The sequence below is a fragment of the Streptosporangium saharense genome, from assembly GCF_014203715.1.
GTDB lineage: Bacteria > Actinomycetota > Actinomycetes > Streptosporangiales > Streptosporangiaceae > Streptosporangium > Streptosporangium saharense.
On record NZ_JACHJP010000017.1, the window covers coordinates 44,173 to 61,977 of the forward strand.

The following is a 17,805-nucleotide window of genomic DNA, read 5'->3' on the forward strand; positions in this document are numbered from 1 at the left end:
AAAGCGAGAAGCTCGGAAGGACCGAAAAGGGGGTCAGTCCGGGTCCTTCGGGGAGAGGCTGAGGGCGATGCCGTCGAGGACGAGGGCGAGCTTGCGCCGGAACCACACCTCGGTCGGCTCGGTGAGGGCGGTCCTGATCAGGGGAGCCAGGAGAGGACCGACCGTCTCCGACAGCCCCTCGGCGCTGCTCACCCTGAAGGGCACCCCTCCGGCCCGCCTGTCCAACTGCTGACCCCGGCTGAAGACGTCAACGGTGAGGTCGTAGACGGTGTCGGCCGCCAGGAAGGCGGCGTCGGCGGTGAACCCCTGGTCGATCAGGCGTTGGACGATCTCCGCGAAGCGGTGCATGATCTCGGGCGGATAGCGGGACAGCCGGAGGAACTCCTGGACCAGGCCCGGGTGGTCGTTCAGCAGCCGCCAGACCGTCCACGCCTCCTCCCGCAGGTCGGCCCGCCACTCCCCGGTCGGCTCCGGCCACTCGGCGCGCTGCAGCACCCGGTCGATGGCCAGGATGACCAGGTCCTCCCTGTCCGCGATGTGCCGGTAGAGCGCGGAATGACTGATGTTGAGCTGCCTGCCGACGGTGCTCAGGGTGAGGTTGTCGAAGCCCACGGCGAGCGCGGCGTCCGCGATGGCGCGCCTGCTGATGCGCGAGGGCCGTCCGGGGGGACGGCCCACCGCACGTCGTTTCTGGGTCTCTTCGGCCATCTCCCCATTTTCCCCGGTGACACGGTGCGATCTGGACGGTCGTGCCGCTCATGGGCTCCTCCAAGACGTGGGGATATTTTGTTACAGGCAGTCTTGAATAAGCAAGGCTTACCTAACTAATGTCGGGCCTCGATGAAGGAGGTCCGTATGAATCCCCCCGTGGGCGGATATCGGCCTGGCTGGGCGCTCGCCCTGGTCACGGCCACCTGCGTGTTGCTCACCCTCGACATAACGATCGTCAACGTGGCCCTGCCCACCATCAGGGACAGCCTGGGCTCCGACCTGTCCGGCCTGCAGTGGGTGATCACCGCCTACACGCTCGCCTTCGGCTCGGTCCTGCTCACTGCCGGTTCCCTGGCCGACGCGACCGGCAGGAAAAAGATCTTCCTCGGCGGCCTTGCCGTCTTCAGCCTCGCCTCCCTGGCCTGCGGCCTCGCGCCCTCGGTCGCCGTGCTGAACATCGCCCGCGGCGTGCAGGGGCTCGGCGGTGCGTTCGCCTTCGCCCCGGCCATGGCGATCATCGCCGCCTCGTACGGCGGAGCCGCCAGGACCAAGGCCATCGCGATCTTCGGCGCGGTCACGATGGCGGCCGGAGCGCTCGGCCCGCTGGCCGGGGGCGCCCTGGTCGAGGCCGTGAGCTGGCGGAGCATGTTCCTGGTCAACGTCCCGCTGGGGATCGCGCTGGGCTGGCTGACCCTGCGGAAGGTCGCCCCCGACACCCGGACCGGCGCCGTGCGCATCGACGTGGTCGGCGTCGTCACGCTCGCGGTCGGCCTGTCCTGCGTCACCCTGGCGCTGCTGCGCGGCGAGGAGCAGGGCTGGACCGGCGGCGCCACCCTCGCACAGGCCGGGGTCGGCGTGGTCGCCCTCGGTGTCTTCCTGCTCAGCCAGGCCAGGGGCCGTCGGCCGCTGCTCGACCTGTCGCTGTTCGGCATCCGGTCCTTCACCGGCGCCGCCGTCACCGCGCTGCTCGCCCGGCTGGTGAGCTTCGGCCTGCTCGCCTACCTGGTGCTCTATCTCGGGGCCGTCCACTCCTACGACGCCTTCGACGTCGGAATCCGGCTGCTCGCCCTCAGCCTCATGCTCGTGGCCGGCGGCCTGACGTCCGTCGCGCTCGCCTCCCGCGTCCCGCTCGCGGCGCTGTCCACCGCGGGGTTCCTGGTCGCCGCGGCCGGACTGTTCGCGCTGCTGCTGGCCGACGCGACGGGACCGTGGACCCGGCTGCTGCCCGCCCTGATGCTGCTCGGTCTCGGCCTCGGCCTGGTCACCACCCCCGGCATGACCGTGGCCATGGGCGTCGTGCCCGCCGCCCGCACGGGAGTGGCCTCGGGAGTGATCAACTCCTTCATGCCGCTGGGAACCGCGCTGGGCACGGCCCTGTTCGGCGTGATGTTCAGCACGCGCATCCACCAGAGCGTGCAGGAGGCCCCGGCGCTGGCCGCACTCGACGCGACGACCACCTCCCGGATCGCCGACGCCCTGGGGGCCGGGCGGTTGGACGCGCTCGCGGCAGCCGTACCGGCCGGGGCAAGAGAGACCGTGATCACCGTCGGCAGGGAGGCTCTCACCGACGCGCTGGGGACGCTGGGCGTCGTGGGAGCCGCCATGGCCGTGCTCGCCGCGCTGCTCAGCGCCCTGCTCATCCGCTCCCGCGACCTGCGGCACACGGGGGCCGCCGAACCGGCCGAGAGCAACGCGTGACCAGGACCGCCTCGCCGTACGGCACGCGCGTGGGCGTCAGGATGGCAGCCGCGCGGTCCTCTCCGTGACCAGGTGCTCCGAGTGTTTTGCCGTACGGCACGCGCGTGGGTGTCAGGGCAGCAGCCGTTCGATCTCCTCGGTGACCAGGTTGGGCTCGGTGAGGACCACCAGGTGTCCGGAGCGCCGGGCGAGCACGTGCCTGCCGTACGGCGACAGGCCTGCCCGGCGCGCGTGGGCCGCGTTGAGTCCCCGGCGGACCCGCGCGCCCATTCCCCCGTTGCGGGCGCCGGAGATGATCGTCACCGGGATGTCCCCCAGCTCGGGAGGGTCGTCGCGCAGCGCGCCCAGGTCCTCGGCGACGGAGCCCAGCTCGGCGGCGCGTCCCTCGACGGCGGCGGGTGTGGACTCCTCGGCGAGGACGTCGGCCCTGGCGTCGGGCGGCAGCGCCCTGACGAGCGGCTTCATGGCCGTCCTGAGCAGCCCGGCGCGGGCCAGCAGGCGCATGACGGCCAGCGAGACCCGCTCGGCCCTGCGGACCGTGGGCGAGAAGTGCCCGTCGTAGCCCTCGTCGCTGGGATCGACCAGCACGAGCCCGTGGACCAGCCCGGGGACGGCCGCCGCGGCGATCCGGATGACCGGCCCGCCCCAGCTCGTCCCGACGAGCACATAACGTTCCGCGCCGAGATGAACGAGCAGGTCAACGAGGTCGTCGGCCAGGCGGCCCAGGTGGCGCGGCTGGGAGTCCCGGTCGCTGCGGCCCAGGTTGGCCCGGTCGTAGACGACGGTCGGCGCCCGGCGCGCGACGGCGCGCTCGACGAGCGCCCAGCCAGAGCGGGTGCTCCCGAGCCCGGCCTCGAACACGACGGTCGGCGCGCCACCCCCGGCCGGGCCGGGTCCGCGCACGTAGTAGAGCCCCCGCCCGTCCCGGGTGACGGCCCGGCCCGGCAGCCCTCTCACCTGTCGCCCCCCACGCTGAAAGCACCGACGACCCGGCCAGGTGCCCCGCTCATTGATCGCTCCCCTCGCCGACAGCGCCGACGGCCCGGCCCGGCGTCCCGCTCACGCGCCGCTCTTCTCCTGAACAGCCTGAACGGCTTGTACGGCGGAGCGCAGGCGCCATTCGTCGCCGTGTTCCTGGTGGCGCCAGAACTCGGCGAAGCGGCCACCCTCCGCGCGCAGGCCCTCGACCGTGCCCTCCTCGACGAGCGTGCCGTCCTCGACGAACAGCACCCGGTCCGCGTGGCGGATGCCGCCGAGCCGGTGGGCGACGATGACACGGGTGCGTCGCCGTACGTCATGGCTGAGGGCTTGGGCGACGGCGGCCTCGTTCTCGGCGTCGAGCGCGCTGGTGGCCTCGTCGATCAGCAGGACCGGGGCCGGTTTGAGCAGGGCGCGGGCGATGCTGACGCGCTGCCGTTCGCCACCGGAGAGCGCGGCCCCGGCCTCGCCGACGTCGGTACGCTCCCCGTCGGGCAGCCGTCCGAGGATCTCGTCCACCTGGGCGAGCCGCATGGCCTCGGCGACACGCTCCCCTCCCGCGTCCGGGTCACCGGCGAGGACGTTGTCGCGGATGGTCCCGTCGAAGAGATACGGGTGCTGGAAGACCATGCTGGAAAGCCGCTGCCTGGTGGCCGGGTCGAGCCGGGCGACGTCCTGGCCGTCCACGAGGACACGTCCCCTGACGGGTTCGTGGAAGCCCGCGACGAGCGCCAGGATCGTGCTCTTGCCCGAGCCGGAAGGACCGACGATGGCCGTTGTCGTCCCCGGTTCGAGGGTGAAGGACAGATCCCTGAGCACCTCCTCGGTGCCGTAGCCGAAGCTCACCCCCTGGAACTCGACGCGGGGCGCCTCCAGTTCCTTCGCGGGCTGACCCGTGTCGGAGACCGCGGGGGCGTCGAGGATCGCGCGCAGGGTGTCGAGGGTGCCCCGTACGGACTCGATCGCGGGCGCCAGTTCACTGATCACGGTGAAGGGTTCGAGGAACCGCACGGCCACGACGACAAGTGCCACGGCCTCGGCCGCCCCGAGGCCTCCATCGAGGTAGAGCAGGGTGACCGCCCCGGCGAGCGCGACCAGCGCCGCCTGGCTGGCCAGGCCGAACAGCAACTGCCCCGGGATCTGGAGCAGCACCAGGCGCAGCGCCGTACCGTGCTGCGCGGCGGCCGCGGCACCCGCTCCGTTGCGGGCGGGCTCGACCCTGCGGGCGGCGCGCAACGCCTGCTGGGTGCGGGCGAACTCCAGGATGCGTTCGGTCAGCGCGCTGTGCGCCGCGGTGTCGGCGGCGTCGGCAGCGCGGGTGATCCTGGTGGTCGCCCACAGCGCGGCCAGCAGTCCCGCGACGGCGACCCCGGCCGCGGCGCCGAGCTGCCAGGCGACGCCCGTCAGGCCGATCGCGATCACGACGGGCAGCAGGACGGCGCTGAGCAGCGGGGTGAGCAGGTTGGCGACGAGGCCGACCAGCTCGGGGCCGCAGGCGGCGACGGCCTGCCTGGCGGTGGCGGTGCGTTCGGCGGTGAACCAGCCGAGCGGGATGCGGGTGATCCGGTCGGTGAGGTCGCGCTGCACGGTGCCGAGCAGCGTGAACCCGATGTCGAACCCGATACGGGAGATGACGGTGTCCACGACCCACACGAGCACGACGCTCACGGTGAGTGCGCCCAGCCACGGGAGCGCGTCGGCGGGGGCTGTGGAGAACAGCGCGCCGAGCAGGGGGACGAGCAGCAGGCAGGCCGCTCCCCGCAGGATCGCGGAGACCACGGTGAGCAGGGCGTATCCGACCACCTTGCCTCGGTCGGCCTCCGGGACCAGCCGGACCAGGGTACGGATCATCGGGACACCTCCGCCTGGACGGGCACGCCTGCCCGGCTCTCCCACAGCCTGCGGTAACGGCCATCGGAGGCGATCAACTCGGTATGGGTGCCGGTCTCGACGACCCGGCCGTGGTCGAGGACGACGATCTGGTCGGCGTCCACGACGGTGTGCAGGCGGTGTGCGACGACGAGGACCGTACGGCCCCGCGTGAGCCGGGTCAGTGCCTGCTGCACGAGGTGCTCGGACTCGGGGTCGGCGAACGCGGTCGCCTCGTCGAGCACCAGCACCGGGGTGTCGGCGAGCAGGGCCCGCGCGATGGTGAGGCGCTGCCGTTCCCCTCCGGAGAGCCCTCCGTCGAGCACGGTCTCGTAGCCGTCGGGCAGCCGCAGGATCCGCTCGTGGATCCGCGCGTCCCGCGCCGCCTCCTCGACCTCGGCCATCGTCGCCTCCGGCCTGGCCAGGACGATGTTGTCCCGTACGGTTCCGTGCACGAGCTGCGCGTCCTGGAAGACGAACCCGACGCGGGCGTAGAGGTCGTCACCGGACATCGAGCGGATGTCGCGTCCCTCGACGGTGACGGCGCCGGAGTCCACGTCGTGGAAGCGGGCGAGCAGCGCGGCGAGCGTCGACTTGCCCGAGCCGGACGGACCGACGAGCGCGGTGACCGTCCCGGGCCGCAGGGTCAGCGAGACGTCGTGGACGACCGGTTTGCCCGGCCGGTAGCCGAAGCTCACCCGCTCGAAGCGGACTACCCCCTTCTCCCCGGTCTCCGCCGTGCCGGGCCGTACGGCAAGCTCCTCCTCGCCGAGGGCGACGGCGATGCGGCGGGCCGCCAGGGCGCCGCCACGGATGCCGCTCAGCCCGAAGCCGATGCCCAGCAGTCGCGCGCCGAAGGTGGTCCCGAGCAGCAGGAACGGCAGCAGCGTCGTCGCCTCCATGGCCCCGGAGACGACCATGGGCGTGCCCACGGCCATGATCAACCACAGGAAGGTCATCGGCCGGGTGACCAGGTCGATGAAGGTCTTCTTGCCGATGAAGGGCCGCTGCCAGCCGTCCAGGAAGCCGATGTAGGCCTCAAGCCCACGCCGGAACGAGGAGGCCGCGACGCCGCCGAACATCCGGATCACCGGCTGCCCGTCGAAGAAGGCTGCCGACTCGTTGCCCATCCGCTCCGCCCACCGGGACGCCTCGGCGATCTTCGGCCCGCTCTGGAAGATCATCGCGGCGAAGGCGAAGAGATACACGACGATCGGGACGAACAGGACGAGAGCCAGCCGCCAGTCGGTCGCGAACAGGTAGACCAGCACCGCGACCGGGGCGACGACCGCCGCTACCGCGTCGGGGATGGCGTGGGTGACCAGGGCGTGCAGCGCGAGCGTGTCGTCCTGCACGAGCTTCTTGACCGCCCCGGAGCCACGCTGGGTGAACCAGCCGAGCGGCAGCCGTACGAGCTTGCCGAGAAGCCGGTGACGGACCCCCGCGCCGAAGCGCGCGTCCAGCACGTGCAGCCACACCATCAGCGCGCTGCCCAGCACCGCCCCGGCGCCGAAGACGACGAGGAAGGCCACGGCGGTGCCCCACAGCCGGTCCGCGTCGGCCCCCGCGAGCAGCAACCGCGCCAGCTCGACCAGCAGCACGAACGGCGCCAACTGGACAAGCGTGACAATCGCCTGCACCACCCCGGCGACGACCATCGCGGTCCGCACCGGCGCGAGCAGCTCCTTGGCCCCCTGCGACTTCCACCGCCCACGCTCTTGTTGTACGGCTTGCACGGCGGGAGCCTGCTTGGGCGCTTCCTCCTCGCCGGTACGGCGCAGCGACCCCATGGCCCTGCCGTACGTCCAGTAGGCCTGGGCGTAGGTGTCGGCCTTGGGGAAGCCGAACCCGTCACGCAGGGTCTTGCGCAGGTGTTTGAGCGAGCCCGCCTCGGTCGCCGCCCAGGCGTACCAGTTGGACCAGTCACGGTCGTCGAGCGCGGCGGCCATCGAGGTCTCGCCGTCCCTGGACACCCACCGCACCCGCAGCCCCGGATGGGAGGCGAGTGGGATCAACTCGTCCTCCTCGTGCTGTTTCTCCAGGTAGAGCTCGATCTCGACGTCGTCGGGCAGCGCGGTGACGATGCCGTTGATCGCGGGTATCGACGCGGGGTCCCCGAGCAGCAGATATCCCGCGGGCGGCTCGTCCGGTACGGCGAAGCGCGAAGAGCCGAACGACATCACCTGGATCTCGTCGCCGGGTTCTGCCTTCTTCGCCCACACCGTGGCCGGTCCGGCGGGCTCGTGCAGCACCACGTCCACCGCGAACTCACCGGTCTCCGGCTCGCAGGAGACGAGGGTGTAGGCGCGCTGGTGCTCCTTGTCGGCCCCGGCCGGGTCGGGGAACCAGAACCGCAGCCACGCGGTCGGGCCGACGGTGATGTTCTCGAACAGTGTGGGCGCCACCATGTGGATCCGCACCATGTGCGGCGTGACCATGGAGGTTCGCACCACGGTCGCCACGTGGTCACGGGCGCCGAAGCCGCGCATGACGGCTCCCTGGAAACCTCGCGCGGCCATCACCGCTCCTCCTCGGCTGCCGGGATCGCCAGGCTCGCCGTGATCTCGTTGACCGTCCGCCCGGGGGGCGCGGTGGTGAGGATGCCGTGCAGGCAGGCGTGGATCACCAGCCGGAAGTAGGCGTCGTTGCCGATCTCCGGCAGGTCGGCGTGGGCGGCGGCGAGGACTCCCTCGGTCCTCAGCAACCGTTGGGACGCGCTGAGCTGGTCCTGGAAACCGGGCGAGGAGGCGATGCCCCTGCGCTGGCTCTCCTCGGCCGCGGCCAGACTGATCGCGAGCAGCGCGACCGTCCCGCAGACCACCGCCGCCGCGTCCGGCTCGTATCCCCTGCGCGTCAGCGAGGTGATCTCCCCTTCGAGCAGCGCGGCCCCCGACTTTCCCCTGGGGAACAGGACCTGGAGGTAGGACGACATCCCCGGATGGTCGAGCACGAAGTCCCGCAGTTGGTCCGCGAACGACAGCAGATGCTCGGCCGCGTCGTGCTCGGGCCGGTCCACGATGGCCAGTTCGGCGAGAAGGCTCTCCCCGACCAGGTTCTCCAGCCCGAATTTGCCGTCCACGTGCCGGTAGAGGGCCGTCGGGGTGACGCCGAGCGCCGTGGCGACGCCCTGGACCGTGAGCCCTTCGAGGCCGATCACGCGACCGGCCCTCTCGATGTCACGAACGGTGATCTGCCCGGGACGCCCGCCAACCCGCCGTTGCGACGCCACCGCACCCTCCTAAGGTAAGGCTACCCTTTGTTAGGGGCATAACTTAGCACCAACAAGACATTTCAACCAGAGCCCGCTGACGACGCATGATTTCTGGATGACGAGAATCGAGACGCCCTGGGGCCCCTGGGAGGCCGCCCCGCTCGACGAGGTCATCGCGCTGATGCGCGGACTGACGGCGCCGTGGTGGGTGGCGGGCGGATACGCGGTCGAACTGGCCGTCGGCCATGCGTATCGCGACCATGACGACGTGGACATCGCGCTGCTGCGCCGGGACCAGCTCGCGGTGCGACGGCTGCTGGACGGCTGGGACGTCCACGCCGCAGTCGTGCCCCGGACGCTACGGCCATGGGAGCTGGACGAGGTGCTGCCCGAGTCGGCGCACGACATCTGGATACGTGAGCTTCCGGACGGCCCATGGCGGTTCCAGCTCATGCTGGACGAGGCCGAAGGACAGGAGTGGATCTACCGGCGTGACTCCCGGATCCGCCGCCCCCTGGCCGGGCTGACCGTCGAGGAGGACGGTTTCCACTGGCTTGTCCCGGAGGTGCAACTGCTCTACAAATCCAGGGGCATGCGCCCGAAGGACGAGACCGACTTCGCGATGGTCCTCCCCCTGCTGAACGACGAACAGCGCCGCTGGCTGGCCGAGGCCCTGGAGACCGAACACACAACCCACCCCTGGCGCGAACGCCTGCGCCACCATTCATGAGCCAGAGGTTGAGGGCTTCGAGGGCCGTTCCTCCGCAGGAGAGCGCGGAAAGCCGAGTTCCCGCGTCCTGCAAGAAGAAAGGGGCGACCCGGCCACCCGGCCGGGTCGCCCCTTGTGGGCGTGATGTCAGGCGGACACCGGAGCCTCGCGGGTCTCGCGGGCCTTGCGGGTCTCGCGGAGGATCAGCAGGCCGACCACCACCATCGTCGCCGCGGTCAGGCCGTGGACACCGAACGCGGCGGCCGTGGAACCGTTGTGGACCAGGATGTTGGTCATGTCGCCGAACGGGATGACGGCCTCCGCCAGCATGACCCAGCCCAGGGCCCTGCGCTGGCGCGCCACCATCAGGACGACCAGGATCAGGCCCGTCACGATGTCGCGGATGCCCTTCAGGACCAGGAAGCCACCACCGTCACCGGAGGGCCAGGTCGGCAGACCGAAGCTCGGGGCGGTCGCCTCGGGGATCAGGACGTAGGACACCCCGATGTAGAAAATGAACAGGGCGCCAAGGGTGGCCAGAACGGTGTTGACGGTCTTCAGCGACATGGTTTCTTCTCCTTGCGACATGCGACGTTCAGGGCGACGTTCAGACGGGGCGGGGTTCAGGCTGGGCGGGCAGCAGACCGGGCCGGGGATCAGGCTGAGCTGGGGCTCAGGCTGAGCTGGGGCTCAGACCGGGGCAGGGCTCAGGCCGCGTTCAGATTGGGCCGGGGGCCGCGGACGCGGCGGATGTAGCGGGCGTAGCGGGGGCGGCCGATGACGTGCCAGATGACGCGGACCGGGGCGGGCAGGCCGCTGAGGACGAGGGCGCGCTCGGCCGGGTTCGCGTCCTCCAGGACGGCGCCGAAGAGCGTGAGCAGGGTGAGCTTGGGGGTGTTGTTCACCAGGTGGTCGCCCAGCGAGGCCCACTCGCGCTCGGTGAGGTGCTTGGCCGCGAGCGGCAGCAGGGTGGCCTCCTCGTCGTCGAGGTGCTCCAGCACGACCGCGCGGTGCTCGGCGAGGGCGGCCACGAGGGTGTCGCGCTCATCGGCCCCCGCGCCGGCCTCCCAGGCGGGGAACGCGGCGTCCAGCCTGGTCATGGTGGCCGCGATGCGCTCGTGCTGGGCCTCCATGCGCAGGACGATGTCGGCCTCCAGGTCCACCCGGGCCAGCAGCGGCGGCCACAGCAGCTCGTCCTCGCCCTCGTGATGGTTGTGCAGGCCAAGCTGGTAGACCCGGAAGTGATCGGCGACCACCTTGGCGCGAGCCGTGTCACCCGGGACGACGTCCGCGACGAACTCCATCAACAGCCGTGACTCACGGCGGAAGACGCGGTGGGCGATCTCCATGTCCTGGGTGTTGATGCTCATCTGCTGCCTGCCCTTCATCGGTTGCGACGTGTTAAGGCTGCTCCCGGGTATTTGGAGGGCATTTGGAGATGATTTGGAGCAGCCCAATACGATGTGCGGACCATGGTCTTCATTCGGGTGCTGGGCTCGTTCGCGGCCGAGGTCAACGGTGAGACCGTTCATCTCGGCGGGCCACGACAGCGGGGCGTGCTGGCGTTGCTGGTGGCGGCGCGCGGCCAGGTCGTACCCGTCGACCGGATGATCGAGGACCTGTGGCGCGAGGAGGCGCCCGCGCGGGCGCTGCTGTCCCTGCAGGCGTACGTGTCCAACCTGCGCCGCCTGCTGGAACCGGGCCGCCCCCCGCGCACCCCGGCCCGCCTGCTGGTGAGCGCGTCACCCGGCTACGCGCTGCGCCTGCCGCCCGAGTCGGTGGACGCGTGGCGGTTCGAGGACCTGCTCACCCGGTCCCGTACGGTCGCCGACCCCCACGCCGCCCAGGTACGGCTCGCCGAGGCGTTGGGCCTGTGGCAGGGACCGGCGTTCGCCGAGGTCGCCGACGAACCGTGGGCCGCCACCGAGACCGCCCGGCTGAACGAACTACGCCTGGTCGCCACCGAACTGCACGTCGCGGCGGCCCTGCGCATCGGCGACCCCGCCACGGTGGTCCCCGAGGCCGAACGGCTCACCCGCGACGAACCCCTCCGCGAGGAGGGCTGGCGACTGCACGCCCTGGCCCTGTGGAGCAGCGGCCGCCAGGCCGACGCCCTGGCGACCCTCCGCCGCGCCCGAGCCATCTTCGCCGAAGAACTCGGCCTCGACCCCGGCCCCGACCTGACAGCGCTGGAGGAGGCCATCCTCACCCAACGCACAGACCTCCTCCGCGCCGCCGTCCCCCCACCCACACGGACGGCCTCTCTCCCTGGGACGATTCCCCTCCCAGGAACGCCCTCTCTTCCAGGCATAGTTCCTCCCACGGGAACGCCCTCTCCCCCTGAGGCGGTTCTTCCGGGGACGGCCCCTCACCCGGTGCCGGGGGCGGTGCCTCCCTCGGAGGAGGAATCTCGGGCGGGAGCGCCCCTTCTCCCAGGGACCCCCTCCCTCCCCAAGCCGCCCCACCTCCCGGGAGCAGTTCCCCTCCCAGGAACCCCGAAGACGGAACCTCTCGCGGGAACGCCCTCGCTCCGAGAGACGCCTCCGACCCCCGAGACCCCGTTCTTCGGACGCGAGACCGAGCTCTCAGCGCTCCTCACAACCGCCACCGAAGCCGCCACCGACGGAGCCCGCATCGCCCTCGTCACCGGTGAGGCCGGGCTCGGCAAGTCCACCCTCCTGGAGCACCTCGGCAGCCGCCTCGAACGCGACGGATGGCTGGTCGCCGTCGGCCACTGCCCCGAGATCGACGGCGCGCCACCCGCGTGGGCCTGGACCGAGGTGCTGAGAGCCGTGGCCACGGCCACCTCCCCGGGCGAATTCGCCGACGACCTCACGCCGCTGCTCACCGACGCCGGGCCGGTCAACGCCGACGCGACAGCGGGACGGTTCCGCCTGCGTCAGGCCGTGTGGAAGTGGCTCGCGACGGTCGCCACCGAACGCCCGGTCGCCATCGTGCTGGACGACCTGCACTGGGCGGACGCCGCCACGCTGGAGCTGCTCGGCGGCGGCCTCGGCACCCGGGCCCCCATCCTGGTCGTCGCGGCCTACCGGACGGACGAGAGCGAGCACCTCACCGAGACCCTGGCCTCCCTCGCCCGCGCCACGCCCCTCAGACTCGCCCTGCGCGGCCTGGACGACGCCGCCGTCGCGCGGCTCGTGAGGAACGAGTGCGAGACCGACGACGAGACCGTCGCCGGAATCGCCGAACGCACCGGCGGCAACCCGTTCTACGTGCGCGAAAGCGCGCGACTGCTGAACGGGGAAGGCGCGCTCGTCGCCCTCTCCGAGGTCCCCGAAGGCGTACGGGACGTGCTACGGCGCCGTCTCGCACGACTGCCAGAAGGAGGCGTCGCCGTACTGCGACTGGCGGCTGTCGCAGGCCGGGAGAGCTCGGTTGACGTGCTGGTGGACGCCGCCGACACCGACGAGGACGGCGTGCTGAACGCGCTGGACGCGGGCGTGATCGCCGGACTGCTGAGCGAGCCCGGCCCCGGACGGGTGCGGTTCGTCCACGCCCTCGTCCGCGACACCCTCGTCGCCGACGTCAGCCGCCTGCGGGCGACCCGCATGCACGCCCGCATCGCCGCCGCCCTGGAAACCACCGGCGACATCCCGGCGCTCGCCCACCACTACGCGCGGGCTGGATCCCCCAAGGCCGTCGGCTACTGCGTCCGAGCCGCCGAACTGGCCGAAGCCCGCTACGCCCACGACGTGGCAGCCGATCTGCTCACCGACGCTGTGGCGAACTCGACCGACCCGCAGGAGCGCATCGAGTTGTACGGCAGGCTGCTCCGGGCGCAGATCCGGGCTGGTGCCGTGGCCGCCGCCAGGGAGACCCGCCGACAGGCCGTCGAGTACGCCGAGTCCCTGGGCCGCGACGACCTGATGATCTCCGCGTTCACCGCCTGGACCGAACCGACACCGTGGCAGTCCCGCCCCTACGGCACCGTGGACCAGCCCATCGTCGACCGGCTGAACCGCCTGCTCAAGCGCACCGACCTGGCTCCCGAGGTGCGCGTCCGCCTTCTGATCGCCTACGTCGACGAACTGATCGGCGAGGAGGACCCCACCGTCCTTGCGGCAGCCCGCGAGGCGCTCGACCTCGCCACCGGGCCCCACCTCCGGGCCGCGGCACTCCAGGTCCTGGCCCGCGGCCACAGCGGACTGTCCGGACGCGCCGAACTCTGTCGCGAGCTGGTGGCGATCGGCACCGAGCACGACCTGCCCGTCTACCGTGTCACCGGCCTGCTCAACCACGCCGGTGCCGCCGCCGAGGCCAACGACCCGGCCACCATCCGCCGGGTGGCCACCGAGGCGCTCGACCTCGCACGCGTCTACCGGATGCCCGAGGCGATCGGCGTCGCCGAGGTGACGCTGGCGACCCTGACCCTCATCGAGGGCCGGTTCGCCGAAGCGGAACGGCTCTACATCGAGGCCGCCGACAGCATGCGGCGCGCCGGATCCCTGCACCCCGGCTTCCTCGGCCTCGCGCTGACCTCGATCTGGTTGAACAACGGCACGCTCGGCGACCACCTCGACGAGGTACGCGCCCTCCACGAGGCGTTCGGCCCGCTCGTCTCCGACCTGCTGGTCCTCGCCCTGCACGCCAACGGCCTGACCGCCGAAGCCCACCGGGTGCGCACCTCGGACCCGATCCGGCCCGACTACTTCTTCACCTTCCTCATGACCGTCCGCGCGATGGCCGCCATCGCCCTGGAGGACCGCGCCGCCGCCGAGGAGATCTACACGGCGCTGCTCCCCCACCGCGACGGCCCCCCAGCAGGCGCCACCAGCCTGTCAGTAGCCCTCCGCCCAGTAGCCCACACCCTGGGCACCCTCGCCCTCTTCCTAAACCGCCCCCAAGAAGCCACCCTTCATTTCACCCAATCCACCACCCAAGCCACCCAATGGAACGCCCCCCACTGGACCACCCCCTAACCCCTTCTTCGCTTTGTACGGCAGAGCACATCGCAAACCCTTCAGGGTGATGAGTGACGTGGACCGACCTGGCGTCGCAACAGCTCGTGGTCACGTTGCGAACCCTTCAGGGTGATGAGTGACAACCGGCGCGCCCTGGAGATCTACCGCGACTGCGTGTTGCGAACCCTTCAGGGTGATGAGTGACAAGACCAAAGGGGGCTTGTCCGCGTCGATCGCCGCAGCCGGTTGCGAACCTTTCAGGGTGATGAGTGACCCGAGGGTAAAGTCCCAGGTCAGGTAGGGCTGCGTGGGAGCGGGACGTGCTGTTTTTGCAGTAGTCCGGCGGTAGCGCAAAGGTGCAGGTCAGAACGTTGATCATCTTTGGGTACGGCTCGGCGCAAGAAGCTCTGTCCATGATGACGGGCTCACGGGTCAGAAGTCGAACATTCTGAATTTCACACCGTCCGCGAAGGTGTCCCATCCAGAAGTGCTGAAAGTGAGCGCCGGGCCGGAAGGGTCCTTACTGTCGCGGATGGCCACCAGGCTGGGGAGGTTGGTGGCGACCTCAACGCAGTTCTCACCGCCGCCGCTGAGGCTGAACTTGTGGAACTCGGCGCCGGCCAGGTCGGGCGCATGGGTTCCTCGCCTTCGTCTGAGGGTTCCTGACCCTCATCGTGCAAGTTCCCTCAGCGCGCACAGGCCCCGACCCCGTGCCAGCGCCAGGGGCTCACGGGAGAACGCCGCTGGGTGGGCGTGAAGCCCAGGGCCGATCTGCCAGTACGGCTTGCGGTCAGGTTGTGGGTTTCATGTCGATGACGATCACGGTGACGTTGTCGGGGCCGCCGTGGTCGAGTGCCAGGGTGATGAGGTGGTCGGTGACCTGGGGTGGGTCGACGGGAGAGCGCAGTGCCTCGTTCAGGAGTTTGCCGGGGACGGCTTCGGTGAGGCCGTCCGAACACAGCAGGAACCGGTCGCCGGGGTGGATGGTGTGGACGGTCAGGTCAGGGGAGCGTCCCTCGGGGCGACCGTCAAGGAAGCGGGAGATGCGGGCGGGCAGGTTCGGCACGGCGTCGGCGTCGGCGATGAGGTTTCGATAGGTGTGGTCCTCGGTGAGGCGCCGTAGCGGGGTGTCGGCGCTGGCGTGGGCGGGCAGCAGGTAGGCGCGGGAGTCGCCCACGTTGGCTATGACGGCGGTGGTGTCCGACCACAGCAGGGCCACCAGGGTGGTGCCCATCCCGATCAGGCCGGGATCGGCGGTGATGGCTTCGCGCAGGGATCGACTGGCGGTGTGGATGGCGCTTCCCAGCAACCGGGGCAGGTCGCCGGGGGCTGCGGGGCGGTCGTGGGGGCGTAGAGCGTTGATCACGGTCTGGGCGGCGATGTCGCCTGCGGGGTGACCGCCCAGACCGTCCGCGACGGCGAACAGGTGGCTTCCCGCGTAGGCGGCGTCCTCGTTGCGGCGGCGGACGTGGCCGACGTGGGTTCGGGCGGCGGCGTGGGCGGTGAGAGTCATGGCCGCTCGCTCTCGTCGTCACCGTTGGTGTCGGCGGGGTCGGGCCAGGGATGCTGGGCGGACGCGTCGCGGTGCAGGACGTGTACGGTCTCCACCCGGTCGCTGGCCACGACGTATTCGGTCACCTCGATGGGTTGGTCGTCGCCTCCGGAGACGCCTTGGCGGACGATCTCCAGGACGGGCAGGCTGGTGGGGATCTCCAGCAGGGCAGCCTCGTTTTTGGTGGGCATGCGGGCGCGATGGAACTCGATCCAGGAGATGGGCCAGTGTCCGGCCTGCTCCAGCCGATACAGCCAGTCGCCCGGCCCGGTGGCCTGATCGGTCACCTCGGGAGCATCGGCCAGGCCGCGTGGATGGATCCAGGAGACGGCGATCTGGAATGGAGGTTCCGACTGCGGGCCGGTGACGCGGAAGCGCCGGGTCACCGTCGTACCGGGTGGGACACCGAGCAGTTTGGCGATACGCGGATCGGTCAGAGGCTCATCCGACACCGTGGGCGCGACGTGATGTTTCCAGACCTCCTGGCCGGAGGCCGAGGGGAAGGAGTAGCCGGGGCCGTCGGTGGCGACGTTGCGTTTGACCAGATTGCCGCGTGGCCTGCGCAGGCGCATCATGCCATGCCGGACGATGATTCCTCGCCCCTGGACCGCCCAGACGTAGCCCTCTGACTCCAGGACGGCGATGGCGCGACCGATGGTGTCGCGGTTGGCACCGTACTGCGCGGCGAAGTCATCAAGTCGCGGCAGCCTGGCCCCGGGTTCCCACTCGCCCGCCTCGATCCGTGTCCGGATTTGCGTGGCAAGGTCCAGATAGCGCGAGTGCATGGCCATCCTGCGACTCTCCCTTCCGCCGGAAATTATCTTGGGACAATTGACAGAGGGCTGGCGTCGGCCGACTATAGTCCCAAGACAATAGCTCTTCGAAAGACCTGGCTCGGCTACCGGGGACAGCACGCTCCGCGTCCGAACCCATGGCGAACCACCTTAGAAAGCGAATTCGCCCGGCCCTCCACACGTCCGGGCGAACCCTTGACCAGGAAGGCGCTCCTGATCCATGTGTAAGCCTAGTCCGGTCCTCAACCGGCAACCGGCACCGGCAAGCGACTGCGGTTGCTTCAGCAACGCTGTCCCCCTGCCCATGGGGTGCGCCCGATGCGGGCACTCCCCCTACGCCCATACCTGTATCAACCAGGACGGACATGAGTACGTGCAGCCGTCCGGGCTGTTGATGAACGCCCGTCTCCAGGCCCGGCGTGAGCACGGCCCGCAGATTCTCCCCGCGCCTCGGCCTCCGGTGGAGGTCGCGCCGGGGGAAGTGGTCCCGCTGGTGCCCGTCCAGCGCTGTCCCGTCCCCGAGCCGGGATCGCCCGCAGCGGCCCCGGCCGCGACCGCCGTACCGGATGACCTGCCTGGCCTCACGGAAACCGCCTCCGAACCGGATCGCGCGCCGATCCCCGCCGATGCCTGGCCTGCCGCTCCGACCCAGGCTCCGAGCGCTACGCCCACCCCGCCTCCTGTCGCCGCTCCGGTTTCCGTGCCCGCTACGCCTCCTATCGCCGACCCGGCCCTGAAGCCCGTTGTGCCCGTACGGCCTGCCCGTCCGCCGCTGCCTCGGCGGACTCGGCGTCCTATCCCCGGTGGTCCCCGGTCCGGGATCTCCTGGGCCAGGGTGCGTCGATCCGGCCTGTCCCGGCCTGGTTTCCGCAGGAGTGCGGTACGGCCCGCGACCGGCAGGCCGCCTCGACGCGAAGGCCGCTGCCGCGTTCCTCATGCTCGTGCGGCTTCCGGCGCTCACTCGGCTGTGCCGTACGGCACGCGTCCTTCTTTCTCTTGTCCTGTAGGGCAGGCCCGTCTGGCGATCACCTCGTCGGCCAGAGCCTCTGATCGGATCACGGAGGTCCAGATCATGCACAACACCCCCAACAGTCCGGCGATCCCGGGCTGGCGGCTGATCGTCAGCGACACCGGACGGTACTGGGCCATCCGCAACCGGGCCTTCCCCCGGGTTGCCCTGCGGGCCGGGGTGGAACCGGCGGTGGACGCCGACACCTTCGAGGAAGTGCAGGCCGCCGTCGCCGAGCAGGAGGACAAGGCCCGCACCGCCGTGGCCGCCGCCGAGAAGACCGCCGTGGCCGCCGTCGAGACGACGGGGCCGGTCTCGTGACGGGGCGGCATCGGGACGGCCAGCCGTACGC

Annotated in this window: 14 protein-coding genes; 4 read left to right on the top strand and 10 right to left on the bottom strand. The window is 70.9% G+C overall.

Annotated elements, in window-relative coordinates; genetic code table 11:
• Positions 1-33 precede the first annotated feature (33 nt).
• Complete coding sequence (locus tag FHS44_RS39115; RefSeq protein ID WP_184725472.1) at positions 34-708, bottom strand: TetR/AcrR family transcriptional regulator; 675 nt, start codon at positions 706-708, stop codon at positions 34-36.
• A 147-nt stretch (positions 709-855) separates the two neighbouring features.
• Here FHS44_RS39115 and FHS44_RS39120 point away from each other — a divergent pair, with 147 nt between their 5' ends.
• Complete coding sequence (locus FHS44_RS39120; RefSeq protein ID WP_184725474.1) at positions 856-2,409, top strand: DHA2 family efflux MFS transporter permease subunit; 1,554 nt, start codon at positions 856-858, stop codon at positions 2,407-2,409.
• Between the two features lie 111 nt (positions 2,410-2,520).
• Here FHS44_RS39120 and FHS44_RS39125 read toward each other — a convergent pair whose 3' ends face one another.
• The 4 genes from FHS44_RS39125 to FHS44_RS39140 all read right to left on the bottom strand — a co-directional run bounded on the left by FHS44_RS39125 (position 2,521) and on the right by FHS44_RS39140 (position 8,485).
• Positions 2,521-3,366, bottom strand: coding sequence for an alpha/beta fold hydrolase (locus FHS44_RS39125; protein WP_184725476.1), 846 nt, complete (start codon positions 3,364-3,366; stop codon positions 2,521-2,523).
• Positions 3,367-3,468: 102 nt separating this feature from the next.
• Positions 3,469-5,238, bottom strand: a complete 1,770-nt coding sequence (locus FHS44_RS39130; protein WP_184725478.1) for an ABC transporter ATP-binding protein — start codon at positions 5,236-5,238, stop codon at positions 3,469-3,471.
• Positions 5,235-7,775, bottom strand: coding sequence for an ABC transporter ATP-binding protein/permease (locus FHS44_RS39135; RefSeq protein ID WP_184725485.1), 2,541 nt, complete (start codon positions 7,773-7,775; stop codon positions 5,235-5,237). The genes FHS44_RS39130 and FHS44_RS39135 overlap by 4 nt, the downstream gene beginning before the upstream one ends.
• Positions 7,775-8,485, bottom strand: a complete 711-nt coding sequence (locus FHS44_RS39140; protein ID WP_184725487.1) for a TetR/AcrR family transcriptional regulator — start codon at positions 8,483-8,485, stop codon at positions 7,775-7,777. Before FHS44_RS39140 ends, FHS44_RS39135 begins: the two co-directional genes overlap by 1 nt.
• Before the next feature lie 97 nt (positions 8,486-8,582).
• On the opposite strand from FHS44_RS39140, the gene FHS44_RS39145 reads away from it, so the two are divergent.
• Positions 8,583-9,197: a nucleotidyltransferase domain-containing protein gene (locus tag FHS44_RS39145; RefSeq protein ID WP_184725489.1), complete on the top strand. Its 615-nt coding sequence runs from the start codon at positions 8,583-8,585 to the stop codon at positions 9,195-9,197.
• Positions 9,198-9,323: 126 nt separating this feature from the next.
• On the opposite strand, the gene FHS44_RS39150 is transcribed toward FHS44_RS39145, so the two are convergent.
• Both FHS44_RS39150 and FHS44_RS39155 read right to left on the bottom strand, forming a co-directional pair.
• A complete protein-coding gene (locus FHS44_RS39150) occupies positions 9,324-9,743 on the bottom strand; it encodes a DUF4267 domain-containing protein (RefSeq protein WP_184725491.1) in 420 nt (139 codons plus the stop codon).
• 140 nt (positions 9,744-9,883) lie between these two features.
• Positions 9,884-10,546, bottom strand: coding sequence for a hemerythrin domain-containing protein (locus FHS44_RS39155; RefSeq protein WP_184725493.1), 663 nt, complete (start codon positions 10,544-10,546; stop codon positions 9,884-9,886).
• 102 nt (positions 10,547-10,648) lie between these two features.
• Between FHS44_RS39155 and FHS44_RS42170 the strand changes: the two genes are divergently transcribed.
• Entirely contained in the window at positions 10,649-14,116 is a 3,468-nt protein-coding gene (locus tag FHS44_RS42170; RefSeq protein ID WP_184725495.1) for an ATP-binding protein, read from the top strand.
• Between the two features lie 414 nt (positions 14,117-14,530).
• Here FHS44_RS42170 and FHS44_RS39165 read toward each other — a convergent pair whose 3' ends face one another.
• From FHS44_RS39165 to FHS44_RS39175, 3 genes are all read right to left on the bottom strand, one after another.
• Complete coding sequence (locus FHS44_RS39165; RefSeq protein ID WP_184725512.1) at positions 14,531-14,722, bottom strand: DUF397 domain-containing protein; 192 nt, start codon at positions 14,720-14,722, stop codon at positions 14,531-14,533.
• 166 nt (positions 14,723-14,888) lie between these two features.
• The gene (locus FHS44_RS39170; RefSeq protein WP_184725497.1) at positions 14,889-15,611 is read right to left on the bottom strand and encodes a PP2C family protein-serine/threonine phosphatase; all 723 of its coding nucleotides are present in this window, start codon (positions 15,609-15,611) and stop codon (positions 14,889-14,891) included.
• Positions 15,608-16,441, bottom strand: coding sequence for a GntR family transcriptional regulator (locus FHS44_RS39175; protein ID WP_184725500.1), 834 nt, complete (start codon positions 16,439-16,441; stop codon positions 15,608-15,610). The genes FHS44_RS39170 and FHS44_RS39175 overlap by 4 nt, the downstream gene beginning before the upstream one ends.
• Positions 16,442-17,516: 1,075 nt before the next feature.
• On the opposite strand from FHS44_RS39175, the gene FHS44_RS39180 reads away from it, so the two are divergent.
• Positions 17,517-17,774 carry a hypothetical protein gene (locus tag FHS44_RS39180; RefSeq protein ID WP_184725502.1) on the top strand — a complete coding sequence of 86 codons (258 nt, stop codon included), beginning with the start codon at positions 17,517-17,519 and terminating at the stop codon, positions 17,772-17,774.
• The last annotated feature ends 31 nt before the right edge of the window (positions 17,775-17,805 follow it).